13 protein-coding genes and 1 pseudogene are annotated in these 16,209 nt (G+C 62.1%); 9 read left to right on the plus strand and 5 right to left on the minus strand.

Annotation, left to right across the window (positions count from 1 at the left end; translation table 11 throughout):
• Positions 1-26: 26 nt before the first annotated feature.
• Positions 27-743, plus strand: coding sequence for a GntR family transcriptional regulator (locus ACGK9R_RS02730; RefSeq protein ID WP_394578026.1), 717 nt, complete (start codon positions 27-29; stop codon positions 741-743).
• 18 nt (positions 744-761) lie between these two features.
• Here ACGK9R_RS02730 and ilvY read toward each other — a convergent pair whose 3' ends face one another.
• Positions 762-1,640 (minus strand): HTH-type transcriptional activator IlvY, encoded by an 879-nt coding sequence (ilvY, locus tag ACGK9R_RS02735; RefSeq protein ID WP_394578027.1) that lies wholly within the window; start codon positions 1,638-1,640, stop codon positions 762-764.
• A gap of 192 nt (positions 1,641-1,832) precedes the next feature.
• On the opposite strand from ilvY, the gene ilvC reads away from it, so the two are divergent.
• Both ilvC and modF read left to right on the plus strand, forming a co-directional pair.
• Complete coding sequence (ilvC, locus tag ACGK9R_RS02740; RefSeq protein ID WP_394578028.1) at positions 1,833-3,305, plus strand: ketol-acid reductoisomerase; 1,473 nt, start codon at positions 1,833-1,835, stop codon at positions 3,303-3,305.
• A 98-nt stretch (positions 3,306-3,403) separates the two neighbouring features.
• Entirely contained in the window at positions 3,404-4,891 is a 1,488-nt protein-coding gene (gene modF, locus ACGK9R_RS02745) for a molybdate ABC transporter ATP-binding protein ModF (protein WP_394578029.1), read from the plus strand.
• Positions 4,892-5,185: 294 nt separating this feature from the next.
• Here modF and ACGK9R_RS02750 read toward each other — a convergent pair.
• The 3 genes and pseudogenes from ACGK9R_RS02750 to ACGK9R_RS02760 all read right to left on the minus strand — a co-directional run bounded on the left by ACGK9R_RS02750 (position 5,186) and on the right by ACGK9R_RS02760 (position 9,035).
• Positions 5,186-6,663 (minus strand): annotated as a pseudogene (locus ACGK9R_RS02750) (NCS1 family nucleobase:cation symporter-1).
• An 80-nt stretch (positions 6,664-6,743) separates the two neighbouring features.
• Positions 6,744-8,105 carry an NCS1 family transporter gene (locus ACGK9R_RS02755; RefSeq protein WP_394578030.1) on the minus strand — a complete coding sequence of 454 codons (1,362 nt, stop codon included), beginning with the start codon at positions 8,103-8,105 and terminating at the stop codon, positions 6,744-6,746.
• A gap of 174 nt (positions 8,106-8,279) precedes the next feature.
• A complete protein-coding gene (locus ACGK9R_RS02760) occupies positions 8,280-9,035 on the minus strand; it encodes an aspartate/glutamate racemase family protein (RefSeq protein ID WP_394578031.1) in 756 nt (251 codons plus the stop codon).
• A gap of 201 nt (positions 9,036-9,236) precedes the next feature.
• On the opposite strand from ACGK9R_RS02760, the gene puuE reads away from it, so the two are divergent.
• The gene (gene puuE, locus ACGK9R_RS02765) at positions 9,237-10,181 is read left to right on the plus strand and encodes an allantoinase PuuE (protein ID WP_394578032.1); all 945 of its coding nucleotides are present in this window, start codon (positions 9,237-9,239) and stop codon (positions 10,179-10,181) included.
• 20 nt (positions 10,182-10,201) lie between these two features.
• The gene (locus ACGK9R_RS02770; RefSeq protein WP_394578033.1) at positions 10,202-11,062 is read left to right on the plus strand and encodes a MurR/RpiR family transcriptional regulator; all 861 of its coding nucleotides are present in this window, start codon (positions 10,202-10,204) and stop codon (positions 11,060-11,062) included.
• A gap of 12 nt (positions 11,063-11,074) precedes the next feature.
• Here the strand turns inward: ACGK9R_RS02770 and ACGK9R_RS02775 are convergent, their stop codons facing one another.
• A complete protein-coding gene (locus tag ACGK9R_RS02775) occupies positions 11,075-12,514 on the minus strand; it encodes a YfcC family protein (RefSeq protein ID WP_394578034.1) in 1,440 nt (479 codons plus the stop codon).
• Between the two features lie 239 nt (positions 12,515-12,753).
• Here ACGK9R_RS02775 and ACGK9R_RS02780 point away from each other — a divergent pair, with 239 nt between their 5' ends.
• The 4 genes from ACGK9R_RS02780 (at position 12,754) to ACGK9R_RS02795 (ending at position 16,188) form a co-directional block, all read left to right on the plus strand.
• The gene (locus ACGK9R_RS02780; protein WP_394578035.1) at positions 12,754-13,575 is read left to right on the plus strand and encodes a bifunctional allantoicase/(S)-ureidoglycine aminohydrolase; all 822 of its coding nucleotides are present in this window, start codon (positions 12,754-12,756) and stop codon (positions 13,573-13,575) included.
• A 30-nt stretch (positions 13,576-13,605) separates the two neighbouring features.
• A complete protein-coding gene (locus ACGK9R_RS02785; protein ID WP_394578036.1) occupies positions 13,606-14,097 on the plus strand; it encodes an ureidoglycolate lyase in 492 nt (163 codons plus the stop codon).
• A 76-nt stretch (positions 14,098-14,173) separates the two neighbouring features.
• Positions 14,174-15,658 carry a pyruvate kinase gene (gene pyk, locus ACGK9R_RS02790; RefSeq protein ID WP_394578037.1) on the plus strand — a complete coding sequence of 495 codons (1,485 nt, stop codon included), beginning with the start codon at positions 14,174-14,176 and terminating at the stop codon, positions 15,656-15,658.
• Entirely contained in the window at positions 15,655-16,188 is a 534-nt protein-coding gene (locus ACGK9R_RS02795; RefSeq protein WP_394578038.1) for a DUF192 domain-containing protein, read from the plus strand. Before pyk ends, ACGK9R_RS02795 begins: the two co-directional genes overlap by 4 nt.
• Positions 16,189-16,209 lie beyond the last annotated feature (21 nt).

Here is a 16,209-nt window from a genome sequence, read left to right on the forward strand (position 1 = left end):
TTAGGTTCATCATTGCAGGGGAGTTCATGAGCGACGAGCAGCCAGCCTTGAAGCGCCGCGTTCTCGATAGGGAAGGCGAGGAGCGCCACGAAGCGATCTACCGCGCGGTGAGTGACGCCATCGTCGAGCAGCGGCTCAAACCCGGCGCGCGCCTACGCGAGGACGCGCTGGCCGAGGTGTTCGGTATCAGCCGCACCGGCATCCGCAAGATTCTCCAGCGCCTGGCGCTCGAGCAGCTGGTCACCCTGACGCCCCGGCGCGGGGCGAGCGTGACCCGCCCGACCGCCGAAGAAGCCAAAGATGTGTTCGACGCCCGCCAGCTCGTCGAGTGCGGGCTGATGGCTCAGGTGGCGCGGCGTATGCAGTCCCACCAGGCCGAGGAGCTTCGCGCCATGGCCAAACGCGAGCGCCAGGCGCTGCGAAACGGCGAGCAGAGCGTGGCCATTCGCCTCTCGGCGGATTTCCACGTGCGCCTGGCCCAGCTCTCCGGCAACGCCACGCTTGCCGAGTTCGTCGAGCGGCTCTGCTCGCGCTCCTCGCTGATTCTCGCGGTCTACGGCCATCGCGGCCACCTGGGCTGCGAGTCCCATGACCACGACGACCTGATCAATTATCTGGAAGAGGGCAAGACCGAGCGAGCCACGGCGTTCATGAGCCGCCACCTGAAAGCGATCGAAGCCTCGCTTTCGATGGTGGAGGAAGAAGAGAGCGTGCCGGATTTGCGCGAGATATTTGCCAGTTGAAGGATGGATGCCGCAGGCTTACATCAGGCTCCAGAACGCCTCGACCAGCGGATTTTTGAGATTTTTTTTCAGCGTGAACAAGCCGATATCGTAGGGGTCGAGCGTTGGTGCCACGTCGAGCACGCGAATGCGCTCCCTCAGCGGACTGTTGTCGAGCACGATTTTAGGCACCACGCCAATGCCGAACCCCAGGCTCACCATGCTGACGATCGCCTCGTTGCCGGTGACCTGGGCGTAGATACGCGGCGAGATGTCTCGCTTGCGAAACCATTCGTCCACCCGCGCGCGCGAGACACCGCTTTCCGACAAAATCATGGGCGTGTTCGCCCACTGCTCGGCCGTGGCCGGTGTGCCGGCGGGGGCGCTGGGTACCTGCTGCTCCAGCGGGGCAATGAACAGAAGCGGGGAGGTGGCGATCGGTTTGAACGCCAGACCCCGCGGCAGGTGGGCGGGTTTGGCGGCGATGCTCAGGTCTTCCTTGCCGTCCAGCACGTGGGCGATGGCGTGTTCCGGGTCGCCGGTGCGCAGCTTGATCTCGATGGCCGGGTAGGCGCTACGAAAGCGGCGTAAAAGCTCGTGGAGAAAGCTGTAGCTGGCGGTCACCGAGCCATACAGGCTGATCTCGCCGCTCAGCTCCCCGGGGTTGTCGGTCAGCTCGTGGCGAATCAGGTTCCACTGGCTGATGGCCTCGCGGGCGTACTCGAGAAATCGCTGGCCTTCCCGGGTCAGCATCACGGTTCGGTTGTCGCGATTGAACAGCACCACGCCGAGTTCGTCTTCCAGATAACGGATGTTGCGCGAAAGCGCCGAAACGCTGACAAAGCACGCCTCGCTTGCGCGGCCGAAGTGCAGCGTTTCCGCCAGCGCGAGAAACTGTTTAAGGAGTTTGACGTTCATCGGGCCATGATAAACCTGTTTTGTTAAAAACGGGACGTGCTGTTGCGAATATATCAATTCAAGAAAGAGTCGTTCTTGAGTAGATTGGTCTCACTCGCCTGGCGCCGGCGCTTGCCGTGAGCGACCAGGCCACTTTTTTCGTATCGGTGTGACTACATCGACCGCGTTTGATCACTTATCGGGATGTCCAGAATGGCTAACTACTTCAATACCCTGACGCTTCGCGAACAGCTCGAGCAGCTCGCCAAATGCCGCTTCATGTACAGCTCTGAATTCGACGAAGGCGTCGAGGCGCTGAAGGGCAAGAAAATGGTCGTCATCGGCTGTGGCGCTCAGGGCCTCAATCAGGGGTTGAACCTGCGTGACAGCGGCCTGGACGTGGCCTACGCGCTGCGCCCGGACGCCATCGAGCAGAAGCGCCAGTCCTGGAAGAACGCCACGGAAAACGGCTTCACCGTGGGCACTTACGAAGAGCTGATCCCGACCGCCGATGTGGTGCTGAACCTGACGCCGGACAAGCAGCACACCTCGGTCGTCAACGCCGTGATGCCGCTGATGAAAGAGGGCGCCTGCCTCTCCTACTCCCACGGCTTCAACATCGTCGAAGAGGGCATGAAGATTCGCGATGACCTGACCGTCATCATGGTCGCGCCCAAGTGCCCGGGTTCTGAAGTGCGCGCCGAGTACGTGCGTGGCTTCGGTGTACCCACGCTGATCGCCGTTCACGAAGCCAACGACCCGAAAGGCGAAGGCCTGGCGCTGGCGAAAGCCTACGCGGTGGGTACCGGCGGCCACAAGGCGGGCGTGCTGATGTCGTCGTTCATCGCCGAGGTCAAATCCGACCTGATGGGTGAGCAGACGATTCTGTGCGGCATGCTGCAGACCGGTTCGATCCTGTGCTTCGACAAGATGATCGAAGAGGGCATCGACCCGGGCTACGCCTCCAAGCTGATCCAGTACGGCTGGGAAAACATCACCGAGGCGCTGAAGTACGGCGGCGTGACCAACATGCTGGATCGTCTCTCCAACCCGGCCAAGATCAAGGCCTTCGACCTGGCCGAAGAGCTGAAAGAGATCATGCGTCCGCTCTACAACAAGCACCAGGACGACATCATGAGCGGGCACTTCTCGCACACTATGATGGAAGACTGGGCGAACGACGATGCCGACCTGCACCGGTGGCGCGACGAAACCGCAGAAACCAACTTCGAGAAAACGCCGGCAGGCAGCATGGCGATCTCCGAGCAGGAGTACTTCGACCACGGCATCCTGATGGTCGCCATGGTGAAAGCGGGTGTCGAGCTTGCGTTCGAGACCATGACCGCGGCGGGTATCATCGCCGAGTCTGCCTACTACGAATCGCTGCACGAAACGCCGCTGATCGCCAACACCATCGCGCGCAAGAAGCTCTACGAGATGAACGCGACGATTTCCGATACCGCGGAGTACGGCTGCTACCTGTACAACCACGCCTGCGTACCGCTGCTGACCGACTTCATGAAAGACATCAAGTCCGACGTCATCGGCAAGGGCTTGCAGGTCGACGACAACGGCGTGGACAACGCGCGCCTGATCGAGGTCAACGAAGCGCTGCGCTCGCACCCGGTAGAAGCCGTGGGCTCTGTTCTGCGTGGTCACATGGCCGATATGAAGAAGATCGTTTAACCCTTGGGTTAGCCGCTAGCGAGTCAAACAAACGCCGGGCTATCCCCAGGATACGCCCGGCGTTTTTGTCTCTTTTACCCGTCCGAAGGAGCACCTGCATGGCGTCCTCGATTCCGCTTGCGAGTATTCAGCTAAAGAGCGCGACGATCAGCTTCGATGATCGCTTCACCCTGAGCAAAATCGACTGGAGCATCGAGCCCGGCCAGCACTGGGTGATCACCGGCGCCAACGGTTCCGGCAAGTCGGCGCTGGCGGCGGCGCTGGCCGGCGTTGGCAAGCTCGAGGCGGGCAGCATCGAAGGGCTGCCCGAGCGCGTGGGGCTGGTCTCGTTCGAGGCCCAGGCCGAGCTCATCGCCGCCGAGCTTAAAAAGGACGACGCCGACATCATGGATGTGGTGTCGCTGGGTACGCCGGTCAGGGAGATGATTTTTAATTACTGCCGGGACGCCGCGCTTGCCGAGGAGCTGGTCGAAAAGTTCGGCCTGGCGCCGCTATTGGATCGCGCCTTTCGCAAGCTCTCGACCGGTGAGACCCGCAAGGTCATGCTGATTCGGGCGCTCGCCAACGAGCCCGAGCTTTTGATTCTGGACGAGCCATTCGATGGGCTCGACGTCGACACGCTCGCCATGCTCCAGGCGCACCTGGCCGCCATCGTCGAGCGTGTGCCCATGGTGCTGGTGCTCAACCGCTTCGACGAAATGCCGGATTTCATCACCCACATGGCCTATCTGGACAAGGAGCGCTTGGCCCCTTCAAAAGCCAATAAAAAGCGTAGCGAAGGCGGACGGCTGGCGTTCACGGTCGACCGCCAGGATGAAGCGGCGTACAGCGAGCTTTACCAGCTGCTGCATTTGAAAACCAGCGACTTGCGTGTACCCGAAGCGGACCCCGCAAGCCGGCTGCCGGCGCTCGACCCGAGCCAGCCGCTGGTCAAACTCACCCAGGCGACGATCCGCTACGGCGATGCGCTGATCGTCGACCGGCTCGACTGGACGATCGAGCGCGGCCAGCACTGGCAGTTGAGCGGCCCCAACGGCAGCGGCAAAACCTGCGTGCTCTCGCTGATCACGGGCGACCACCCGCAGTGCTACACCAACGATATCTTCGTGTTCGGCTTCAAGCGCGGCAGCGGCGAGAGTATCTGGCAGATCAAGCAGTTCATCGGCTACGTCTCGACTGCGCTGCAGTGGGAGTATCGCGTCAGCACCAGCTGTAAGAACGTCGTTATCTCGGGCTTTCATGACAGTATCGGCGTCTATACCAAAGCCACCGACCAGCAAAAGCGAATCGCCGATCAGTGGCTCGAACTGCTGGGCATGAGCGCGCGGGCCGACGAGCCGTTCAACAAGCTTTCCTACGGCGACCAGCGGCTTTTATTGATTGCCCGGGCCATGGTCAAACACCCGCCGCTTCTGATCCTCGACGAGCCCTGCCTGGGCCTGGACGACATGAACCGCCAACTGGTACTCGCGCTGATCGAGAAAATCTGCGAAGGCGGCGAAACCACCGTGCTTTACGTCAACCACCACACCGAAGACCGAATCAAGGAGATCGATAACCACTTGACGCTGGAGAAACTCCACTAGAAATAAATGGTGAGGGCCAGGCCCGCCCATAAAAAAGCGCCATGGCGGCCTAATGCCGTTCAGTTAATGTATGTACGTACCAGGAGAGGCCACAAACCTCAAGTGGGAGGCCGCTTCAGCGGGCGAATGGCGCCGTCAGGTGCCTTGGCTTGGCCCACCCATCGCGAGCTGAAGCTCCCTCCCACAACCCCAACCAAGCCTAACTGAATGGCATTACCACGGCGGCCGGGCCCGTGGCGCTTCGATGTGGCCCTGATTCTCGCTCAGGGCCATCTTGCACTCGATTTACGCCTCTCAATAGGCTTTCTGCTCTGCAAACCCGGGCGCCGCCTTGAACTCACGCATCAGCGCATAGTAGATCAGCCCGCCCAAACCGGCACCGATCAGCCAGCCGTAGCCGCCCAGTGCCGAGAGCGCCGGCACCAGCCGGTGGAAAGCGAGAACAGTGCCGCGCCGGCGAAGGCGATCAGCGCGCGTTTGTTCCAGCCCTTCACGTAGTAGTAGGCGCTGCCCGGCGTCGAGCTGAAAAGCTCTTCCATGTTCAGGTGCTGGCGCTTGATCAGGTAGTAATCCACCACGATGATGCCGTAGAAGGGCGCCACGATCGCGCCGAGGGCGTTGACGAAGCCGGGCACGCCAATTTGGCTGATCAGCGAGACCCACAGCGCGCCGACGAAAAACGCGATGATCGCGGTGATCAAACCGCCGATCTTGAAGCTGATCTTGCTGGGAAACAGATTCGCCAGGTCGTACGCCGGCGGGATGAAGTTGGCCACCAGGTTGATGCCCACGGTGGCGGCGAAGAAGGTCAGCGCGGCGACGATAGTTAAAGGCAGCGAATCGACTCGTTCGACGATATCCGCCGGATTGGTCAGCGCCTCGCCGAACAGCACCAGCGTACCGGCGGTGATGATCAGCGCGATGAAGGAGAAGAACGCCACGTTCAGCGGCAGGCCCAGAAGGTTGCCGAGCTTCATCTGGCGCTCGGTTTTCACGAAGCGGGTGAAGTCGCCGAAGTTGATCACCACTGCGGCGAAGTAGGCCACCATGGTGCCGACGATGGCGAAAAACGCCGCCACCGAGCCGGTGCTTGCCTCACCGCTTCCGCTGAAGATGGTGGCCACCGCCGGCAGGAGTTCGTCGCCAGCCTGGTACCAGACCACACCCATCAGCACCAGCATCACCACGTAAACGAGCGGCCCCGCCCAGTTGAGAAAGTGCTTGATGCGCTCGATGCCCTGCCAGAAGATCGCGATCTGAAATACCCAGACGATTACGAACGACAGCCACGCCACCAGGGAGAGCCCCAAAAAGCTTGCGCCGCTCGGCTCGCCAATGAAGGCGGTGATCAATAGCGCCACTGCCGTCGAGGCGAAGTAGGTCTGCACGCCGTACCAGAAGATGCCGACGATGGCGCGCAGCAGGGCCGGCAGGTTGGCGCCGCGCACGCCAAGGCTTGCGCGCACCATCACCGGAAACGGAATGCCGTACTTCACGCTCGGTTTGCCGGTCAGGTTGACCAGAAACATCACGATCACCCCGGCCAGAATGATCGCCGCCATCACCGCCCAGCCGTTCAAGCCGTAGCTTAGAAACAGCGAAGCGGCCAGGGTATAGCCGAACAGACTCTGGATGTCGTTGGACCAGACGTTGAAGATCTCGAAGGCGCCCCAACTGCGCGCTTCCGGCTTGAGCGGGGCGAGGTCCTCGTTGTAGAGGCTCGGATCGATTCGTTGGATATCGAGCTCACTGACAGGCGGCTGCTCGTGCATTGTTGAATCCTTGCGTCGGGGTGAAAGATCGTCGGGCGATGACATGAAAAGGCCGCCCGAAGGCGGCAAGGGGAGCGCGGTTACTGGGTGAAGCGCTGGCAGCCGGACCAGCGGGTCATCAGCAGGTAGTAGGCGAGCCCCGCCGGCACCAGGCTTGCGTACCAGGAGACCGTCGAGAAGATGAGCGCGGCGACGATGCCTATTGCCATGGCGATCACCGCGGCCAGGTTAACGCCTTTATAAGGGCCTTGCGGGTCGTAAAGCTTGTCCAGATCCAGTGTGCGCCGACGAATCACGTAGTAGTCCACCACCAGAATGGCGAAGATCGGGCCGAGAAACGCGGAGTAGGTCTGCACGAACAGCTGAAGCCCCGCAGCGGATTCCGGCTGTACCAGCTTCCAGGGAAAGGTGAGAAAGGCCAGCAAACCCACCAGAATGGTGGCGGTGGGAAAGCGCATCTTGAACACGTCCATCAGCACGTAGGTCGGCGGCACCACGTTGTTGAGCACGTTGGTGGTCACCTGGGCGAAGGCGATGAACAACAGCGTGGTCATCAAAAGCGGGGTGTTGTCCACGGCGTTGGCGAACACCTGGATGGGGTCGGCAGTACCGGTCGCTTCCGACACCATGAAGCCGATCAGGCCCATGAACAGGGTGCAAGGCAGAATCGACATGGCGTAGATCGTGGTCAAAAGCCCACCGCCGGTGCCTCTCTTGTGCTCGCGGGCGTAGTCGCTGACGTTGAGCATCATGGTGCTGTAGATGCCCAGAAACAGCATCGTCGCGCCCCAGAACGGCAGCCCCCAGGAGCCTTCCATGGTGAACAGGCTCGCCGACAGCTCGTCGCCGTAGCGCTGCACCGTGGCGTAGAACATGTAGGTCAGCGAGCAGAGAATGAAGGCGCTGCCGATGTTCTCCAGCCACTTGATGCCCTGAAACCCGGTCACGGAAAGGGCGATTTGCAGCAGCTGGAAGGCGATGAAGTAGAACACCAGGTTATCGAAGCCAAAGAGGGTGGCCGACACCATGTTCAAGGCGCCTGCGCCGATCCAGCTCTGAAAGCCGTACCAGACGATGGCGGGCACCGCGCGCACGAGCCCCGGAATGCGGGTACCGGTGAAGCCGAAAGCGGAGCGCGCCTGCACCATGAAGGGAATGCCGTACTTGTAGCCGGCGGCACCGTTGATGGCCAGCGCCACGCCGATGACGAAGCAGCCGATGGCGATGGCAAGCGTTGCCTGTAAAAGGTTGAGCGTGCCGACCACGCTCGAGCCCATGGCGAAGGTGCCAATCGACACGCAGCCGCCGAACCAGGCCAGAAAATAGGAGCCGCGCCCCATGATACGGGTCTGCTGGGGCGCCAGACTCTCGGCGCCCATGGCCTTGTTATCGTGTTCGGCCCGGGGGCTTGCGGCCTCTGAAGTCAGTCCAGACGTAGTCATCGTACCGTCCTCGCAAGATTTATCGACGTTATAGTTTTGCCCGGATGTTGCGGGCGACGCTTGCGGCGTGGCGTGCTAACGGTGTGGGTAATGTTGATCTTGTTATGGGGGGGTCGCTGGTGTTGCGTCTTTCCTCGTCAGATGTCGGTAGTTGCCTTCAGGATTGGTACGTGGTCAGGAACCCGGCGGCAGTCGCAGCTCGGAAAAAGAGTCGAACCGGCCGGTAAAGGCTTTCGGGCGCGGGTAGTCCAGGTCGCCGTGCTTGCTGGTATGAAGGCCAAGCGAAACCAGCGACTCGGCAAGCTTGAGCGCCGCGCTCACGCCCTCGACCACCGGAAGGCCGACCTCGCGGCTGATCTTCTGAGTGAGATTCGCCATGCCGCCGCAGCCCAGCACGATCGCGCCGATGCCGTCCTCGTCACGCGCCCGGCAGCACTCGGCAACGATGCGTTTGAAGGCCGCATCCGGGTCGTGCTCGAGATCGAGCACCGGGATTTCTGCGGCGCGAATGCGCCGGCAGTGGTGGCGAAACCCGTACTGCTCCAGAAGGTGCTCGGCGATGATGCCGGTGCGCCCGAGCGTGGTCACGATCGAAAAGCGCGTGCTGATCAGGGTGGCCATGTGAAAGCCGGCCTCGGCGATGCCGATGACCGGCGCGCGAGTCAATTCTCGGGCGGCGAGCAGCCCCGGGTCGCCGAAGCAGGCGACGATGTAAGCGTCGATCCCGCCTTCGCGCTCGCCCTTGAGCACCTCCTCGGCCACGCCCACCGCACTCACCGCTTCATCGAAGTGGCTCTCGATGGAGACCGGCCCGGCTTCGGGCTGGGTGGCGCTGATGACGGTGTTTTCGCCCTTGAAGGCTTGCACCGCGCGCTCGATGGCCTGCGTCATCGACGCGGTCGTATTGGGATTGATGATGCGTATATGCACGTTGGATGACTCGAAAGTGAACGATAAAAGAAGTTCTTGTATACGAAAATAAGACCCTTTGTGGTCCAGCGCAACCCCATCGGAATAGGACCATGGTGGAAGGGTCTCACTGGCGGGCTTGACCCTGGATGGGCGTTGCGGGCGGGCGCTGAACTGGTTACCTTGTATACAAAGAATGCCAATACACGACCGAGAGATGCCATGACGTCGAACGAGCAAACCAGCAGCTTCTACCCCCGCGATCTCATCGGCTACGGGCGCCATGTACCGCACGCCCACTGGCCGGGCAAGGCGAAAATCGCGGTGCAGTTCGTGCTCAACTACGAGGAGGGCGGGGAGAACTCGGTACTCCACGGCGATGCGGGCTCCGAGCAGTTTCTCTCCGAGATCATCGGCGCAGCGAGCTACACCTCGCGCCATCTGAGCATGGAGTCAATCTACGAGTATGGCTCCCGGGCCGGCGTCTGGCGGATTCTGCGCGAGTTCGAGCGGCGCGGTTTGCCGCTCACCGTGTTCGGCGTGGCCATGGCGCTGGAGCGCCACCCGGAGGTGGCTCACGCCTTCAAGGAGCTGGGTCACGAGATCGCCTGCCACGGCTACCGCTGGATTCACTACCAGGAAGTGCCCGAGCACATCGAGCGCGATCATCTGCAAAAGGCCATGGCGATCTTCGAGCGCCTTTATGGCGAGAAGCCCGAAGGCTGGTACACCGGCCGCGACAGCCCCAACACCCGGCGGCTGATTCTCGACGAAGGCGGGTTTCTCTACGACAGCGACTACTACGGCGACGACCTGCCGTTCTGGACCCGCGTCACCGACAGCCAGGGCAGCGACCACAACCACCTGATCGTGCCCTATACCCTGGACACCAACGACATGCGCTTCGCCTCGCCCCAGGGCTTCAACACGGCGGATCACTTCTTTAGCTACCTGCGCGACGCCTTCGATGTCCTCTACGCCGAAGGCGAAGACGCGCCGAAAATGCTCTCGGTCGGCATGCACTGCCGCCTGCTCGGCCGCCCGGGGCGCTTTCGCGCGCTGCAGCGCTTTCTCGATCACATCGAAGCCCACGACCGCGTCTGGGTGGCGCGCCGCGTGGACATCGCCCGCCACTGGGCCGAACACCACCCGGCCCCGGCGCTTTAATCCACCTGCCTGGACGTTTCATGACGCCGCATATAGGACAGCGCATCACCACCCGGTTCGAATCGCTCAGCGCTCAGGAGCAGCGGGTAGCGAGTTTCATACTGGACCACTTCGACGATCTGGCCGTCTACAGCGCGGCGGATCTGGCCCGTTTGACCGGAGTCTCGAAGTCGACGGTCAGCCGCTTGTTCAAGCGGCTGGGGTTCGAGAGCTTTCGCGCCGTCAAGGCGCACGCCCGTCAGCTTCGAAACCTGGGCGTACCGCTGGTCATCGATGCCACCGCCATGGAAGAGAGCAAAAGCTCGCTGGCGCGCCATTTACAGCGCGAACAGGAGAACCTGCAGCGCTGCCTGGGCCGGCTCGATGAGCGCGATTTCGCCGCCATGGTCGAAGGGCTGGCCACGGCGCGCCAAGTCGTGGTGATGGGCTTTCGCAACAGCTATCCGCTGGCGCTGCACTTTCGCCAGCAGCTGATTCAGGCCCGCGACCAGGTTCGCCTTGCCCCCCAGCCAAACCAGTCGCTGGCCGAAGATCTCGTCGATCTGACCCATGAAGACATCGTCGTACTATTCGGTTTTCGGCGGCGGCCAAAAGGGTTCAAGGCGCTGACCGAAACGCTCGAGCGGTCATCGGCTCGGGTTCTTTTGATGGGTGACCCGACGGCCGTCGCCTTCGCATCAAAAGGCGACTGGTTTTTGGAAACGCCGCTTGAAAGTATTTCGGCATTCGATAGCTATGCCACTGCCAACAGTTTGATCGCGCTGATCGCCAATGCGGTTCTTCATGAAGGACTGGTAGAGGGCCGTGAACGTATCAACGCGATCGGTGACAACTACGAGGCGCTCGAAGAACTCGAGCGCCCCATTTTTAGCGACCGCTGAGCGACCTTTAACCTAACCGTTCCACTGCGTTGCCTGGGCGAAGATCAAAAAGCCCAGCGCGATGACGATCCAGACACAGAACAGCGGAAAGAAAAACTTGACCCACTTTTGCCAGGGCACGCCAGCAAGCGCGAGCGTAGCCATGAAATAGCCGGACGTGGGGTAAAGGATATTGCCTATCCCGTCACCGAGCTGGTAGGCAAGCACGGCGGTCTGCCGGGTAACGCCGAGAATATCCGATAGCGGCGCCATCAGCGGCATGGTTACCAGCGCCTGACCGCTACCCGAAGGTACGATGAAGTTGAACCCCAACTGAGCGAAGAACATACCGATGGCCGATAAGAGCGTGGGTAATTCACCGACCAGGTTGCCCAATCCGAATACCAGCGTATCCATGATCTGACCATCCTCGAGCATGACCGCGACACCTCGAGCCACGCCGGCGATCATCGCGCCTACCAGCACATCGCGAAACCCCTGGTTGAATCCCCCGCATATCTCATCGGTATCGAGACCCGCGATCAGTCCCACTACCACGCCCATGATGATGAAAAGCCCCGCCATTTCCATCATGAACCAGCCCTGGCGCAGAACCCCGTATACAAGTAGCGCAAAGAAGGCGAAGGTGGCCACCGCTGCAAGCTTCTGGCGAAGACTAGCGCTTAAAGGAGGGCTTTCAGCGCTGTGCTGGTAACGCTCGCGTTTTTCGTTTTCCGCCGGATCGGCCGCCATGAGACCAAGCGCCGGCTCAGCGTGCACCCTTCGGGCATAGCGCATGACGAAAAAGATCGCCGCGGCCAACATGACAAGAAACGCCAACACCCGTAGCCCATAGCCGGAGTAGAGAGGCAGCGCCGAGAGCTGTTGACCGAGGCCGGTGTTGATCGGGTTGAGCACGCCGGTAGTGAACCCGACGGTGGTGGCGCACAGCGCCACGGCGGCGGCGGTGACCGAGTCGAAACGCAGCGCGATCATCAGCGGTAGAATCACCGGCACGTAGACGAGCGCTAGCTCCTGAGTGCCGATCACCGTGGCAATGGCGGCGAACACGGTCATGAGCACCGGTATCGTTAATACGCCACGGCGGGCAAAGCGCCTTGTCAGTTTGTCTACGCCGATCTCGATGATGCCCGTACGGCGAAGCACCATGAACATACCGCCGATCATGAAGGTGAAGAAGACGACTTCACCGGCACTCATCAGCCCGTTGGGGATGGCCAGCATGAAGTCGACCCAGCCCACAGGCGTGGGGTCGATTTGCTGATAGGAGGTTGGATCGATGGTGATTCGCCCGGCGGGTCCGGGCACGCGCTCGAACTGCCCGGCGGGAACGAAGTGCGTGGCAATGGCCGCCAGCGCGATGAAAAAGAAGAGTACGGCGTAGATATCGGGGATGCGACACCAGCTTTTTTTAGCGGGCGCCGCAGGGCGGGATACATCGGAACGATCCATTGAGTGCCTCGTACCTTGGGCTGCTAAAGCAGCCTCTGTTGTGTTTTTGAAACGGCAGAGCCATGTTTTCCTGTTGACGTTTGTAAGAACCCGAGAGCCAGGGTTGAAACAAAAGTTGTTATCGACGTTACTATTGGGAGCTTTGTTTCACAAGCGTTCGATAATGACAGCGCTTCAAAGTGGTCACCAAATCTTGTATACAAGATAGGATTACCGTTTCCCTTTCATAAGAGCCAACAATGTCCAGATCGTACTACGCCCCCCAGGGCGGTCACCCGCCGCAGACCCAGCTCACTGCCGACCGGGCCGTGTTCACCGAGGCCTTCGCGCTGATCCCGAAAGGGGTGATGCGCGATATCGTCACCAGCAACCTGCCATTTTGGGAAAGCACACGGGCCTGGGTACTGGCACGCCCGCTCTCCGGTTTTGCCGAAACGTTTTCCCAATACATCATGGAAGTGCAGCCCGGCGGCGGCAGCGACAAGCCCGAGCTCGACCCGAAGGCCGAAGGTGTGCTGTTCGTGGTCGAAGGCGAGCTTGCGCTGACGCTCGAAGGCAAGCGCCACGTCATGGCGCCCGGCGGCTACGCGTTCATCCCGCCGGGCCAGGTGTGGCAAGTGCGCAACGAATCCGGCGAGGCGGTGCGCTTTCACTGGATTCGCAAGGCCTACGAATATGTCGAGGGGATCGACGTGCCCGAGGCCTTCGTGACCAACGAGCAGGAGATCGTGTCCAATGAAATGCCGGGCACCGAGGGGCGCTGGTCGACCACGCGCTTCGTCGACCCGGCGGACATGCGCCATGACATGCACGTCACCATCGTCAACTTCCTGCCCGGCGGCGTGATTCCGTTCGATGAGACCCACGTGATGGAGCACGGCCTTTACGTGCTCGAGGGCAAGGCGGTGTATCACCTGAATCAGCAGTGGATCGAGGTGGAGGCGGGGGACTTCATGTGGCTGCGCGCCTTCTGCCCCCAGGCCTGCTACGCCGGCGGCCCCGGGCCGTTTCGCTACCTGCTCTACAAGGATGTGAATCGCCACGCGGCGCTCACGCTTTGACACCACCGCCCATCGTTCAGGGAGCCCGATATGCTCGAACTCACGGCCGCGCCACTCACCGCTAGCGCCTTCGCGCCCTTTGGCGAGGTGATCGACGCGCGCACTTCCGACGCGTTTCCCATCAACGCCGGGCGCACCCAGCGTCATCACGACCTGGCGAAGGTCGAAACGCTCGGCGAAAACGCCCATGCCCTGATCAATATCTTCGTCAGCCAGCCGATCACGCTGCCCTTGGAACTCACCTTCCTCGAGCGCCACCCCCTGGGCAGCCAGGCCTTCATGCCCTTGCACGGCGAGCGCTTCATCGTGGTGGTGGCACCAAGGGGCGATGCGATCGAACCAGGTGAGGTGCGGGCGTTCGTCACCGACGGCCGCCAGGGGGTGAACTACGCCGCCGGCACCTGGCACGCGATCAATTCGGTGCTGGAGCGCGAAGGCGAGTTTCTGGTGGTCGACCGCGGCGGCGAGGGCGACAACTGCGACGAGTATCCGCTCGCGATCACCGTCACTCTCGACGAATAGCCGGCGGCGGCGCTTGCCTGTTCGTCATATTAATTTGCTAAGCTGTCAGCCCACTTCACCACCGATCAGGACTTTCATGAGCCAGCGCACTGCACCGCCCATTCGTCGTACCAAGATCGTCGCCACGCTCGGCCCCGCCAGCGACCGCGAAGGCGTTCTCGAAGCCATGCTGAAAGCGGGGGTGGACGTGGTTCGCCTCAACTTCTCCCACGGCACCGCCGACGATCACCGTCAGCGTCTCGAGCGCGTGCGCGAGATCGCCGCGCGGCTGGGGCGCAGCGTAGCGGCGCTGGGGGATCTGCAGGGGCCGAAGATTCGCATAGCGCGCTTCAAGGAGGGCAAGGTCCTGCTCGAAGAAGGCCAGCCCTTCGTGCTCGATATGGCGATGGATAGCGACTCGGGCGACGTCAATGGCGTTGGCTGCGACTACAAGACCCTCGCCCAGGATGTGGTGGCCGGCGACCGGCTACTGCTCGACGACGGCCGGGTGGTGCTCGATGTCACCCGCGTCGAGGGTCAGCAGGTACACACCGAGGTCGTGGTAGGCGGCAAGCTTTCCAACCATAAGGGCATCAACAAGCAGGGCGGCGGGCTCTCGGCGCCGGCGCTGACCGACAAGGACAAGGCGGACCTCAAGACCGCCGTCGCGATCGGCGTGGATTATCTGGCGATCTCGTTTCCGCGCTCGGCGGCGGATATGCAGGAAGCCCGGCGCTTGCTCGGTGACGAAGGCGCCGAGATCGGCCTGGTCGCCAAGGTGGAACGCGCCGAAGCGGTAGCGGATGAAGCCACCCTCGACGGCATCATCGAGGCGAGTGAGGCGGTGATGGTCGCCCGGGGCGATCTGGGCGTGGAGATCGGCGACGCCAAACTGGTCGGCGTGCAAAAGCGCATGATCAAGCGCGCCCGCACGCTCAACCGCGCGGTAATCACGGCGACCCAAATGATGGAAAGCATGATTGCCGCGCCGCTGCCGACCCGCGCCGAAGTGTTCGACGTGGCCAACGCGGTGCTTGATGGCAGCGATGCGGTGATGCTCTCGGCGGAAACCGCCGCTGGCGACTACCCGGTCGAAACCATTCAGGCGATGGCGCGGGTGTGTCTCGGCGCCGAGCGCGAGCGCACCGTGCAGGAGTCTGGCCACCGTATCCACGAAGGCTTCACCCAGGCCGATGAAACCATCGCGCTCTCCGCGATGTACGCCGCCAACCATATGAAGGGGGTGGCCGCCATCGCCTGCATGACCGCGTCCGGCTATACGCCGCTGATCGCCTCGCGCATCAGCTCGGGCCTGCCGATCGTCGGGCTGGCGCACAACCCGGTCGCCCAGCGGCGCATGGCGCTTTACCGCGGCGTGGTCTCGCTGCCTTTCGATACATCAAAAATGAGCGCCACCGAGCTCAACGACCGGGCGCTCGAGATGCTGGTCAAACAGGGCGTGGCGAGCCCCGGCGATCACGTCATTCTGACCCGCGGCGACCACATGAACGCCCACGGCGGCACCAACACCATGAAGGTGATGTCGATCACCGACGAGCACGCGGCCGGGAGCGCCTCATGAACCTGTCACGTCGGAAGCTCGTCAAGGCCGCCCTCGGCGCGACGCTGATCATGGGCGTTAGCGCGCCGGTGCTCAACGTCTTCGCCGCCGAGCCCGAGGCGGCCACAAACGCCTCGACGCTGCCGCTGACCATTCACACCGAGCAGGGCCCGCACCGGCTCGACGTCGAAGTAGCCGAGACGATCTCCCAGCGCCAGCAAGGGCTGATGGGGCGCGAGCACTTGCCCGAAGAGCGCGGCATGCTGTTTCGCTTCGAGCGCGAGCAGCCGGCGAACAACGCCTTCTGGATGTTCAATACGCTGATACCGCTGGATATCGCCTACATCGACGGCGAAGGGCGGATCGTAGCGATCAACACCATGCCGCCCTGTGAGTCCAATGTAGCCCGCGAATGCCCGACCTACCCGGCGGGCGCGCCGTTCACCTCGGCGCTGGAGGTGAACGCCGGCTACTTCGAGGCGCGCGGTATTACCGTGGGTGATTGCGTCTCTGTGCCGGCGCTCGCCGGTTTCTGCCGCCCCGAGAAGTAACCGCTTGGCGCCGCCGGGTGG

This window comes from Halomonas sp. HNIBRBA4712 (genome assembly GCF_043558675.1).
In the GTDB taxonomy this organism is placed as follows: Bacteria; Pseudomonadota; Gammaproteobacteria; order Pseudomonadales; family Halomonadaceae; genus Vreelandella.

Bases quoted from the DNA above. Each gene is read 5' to 3' on its own strand.
- ACGK9R_RS02770 (WP_394578033.1), top strand. From the start codon at position 10,202: ATGACGCCGCATATAGGACAGCGCATCACCACCCGGTTCGAATCGCTC.
- modF (WP_394578029.1), top strand. From the start codon at position 3,404: ATGGCGTCCTCGATTCCGCTTGCGAGTATTCAGCTAAAGAGCGCGACG.
- ACGK9R_RS02775 (WP_394578034.1), bottom strand. From the start codon at position 12,514: ATGGATCGTTCCGATGTATCCCGCCCTGCGGCGCCCGCTAAAAAAAGC.
- ilvY (WP_394578027.1), bottom strand. From the start codon at position 1,640: ATGAACGTCAAACTCCTTAAACAGTTTCTCGCGCTGGCGGAAACGCTG.
- ACGK9R_RS02785 (WP_394578036.1), top strand. From the start codon at position 13,606: ATGCTCGAACTCACGGCCGCGCCACTCACCGCTAGCGCCTTCGCGCCC.
- puuE (WP_394578032.1), top strand. From the start codon at position 9,237: ATGACGTCGAACGAGCAAACCAGCAGCTTCTACCCCCGCGATCTCATC.
- ACGK9R_RS02730 (WP_394578026.1), top strand. From the start codon at position 27: ATGAGCGACGAGCAGCCAGCCTTGAAGCGCCGCGTTCTCGATAGGGAA.
- ACGK9R_RS02755 (WP_394578030.1), bottom strand. From the start codon at position 8,105: ATGACTACGTCTGGACTGACTTCAGAGGCCGCAAGCCCCCGGGCCGAA.
- ACGK9R_RS02795 (WP_394578038.1), top strand. From the start codon at position 15,655: ATGAACCTGTCACGTCGGAAGCTCGTCAAGGCCGCCCTCGGCGCGACG.
- ACGK9R_RS02780 (WP_394578035.1), top strand. From the start codon at position 12,754: ATGTCCAGATCGTACTACGCCCCCCAGGGCGGTCACCCGCCGCAGACC.
- ilvC (WP_394578028.1), top strand. From the start codon at position 1,833: ATGGCTAACTACTTCAATACCCTGACGCTTCGCGAACAGCTCGAGCAG.
- pyk (WP_394578037.1), top strand. From the start codon at position 14,174: ATGAGCCAGCGCACTGCACCGCCCATTCGTCGTACCAAGATCGTCGCC.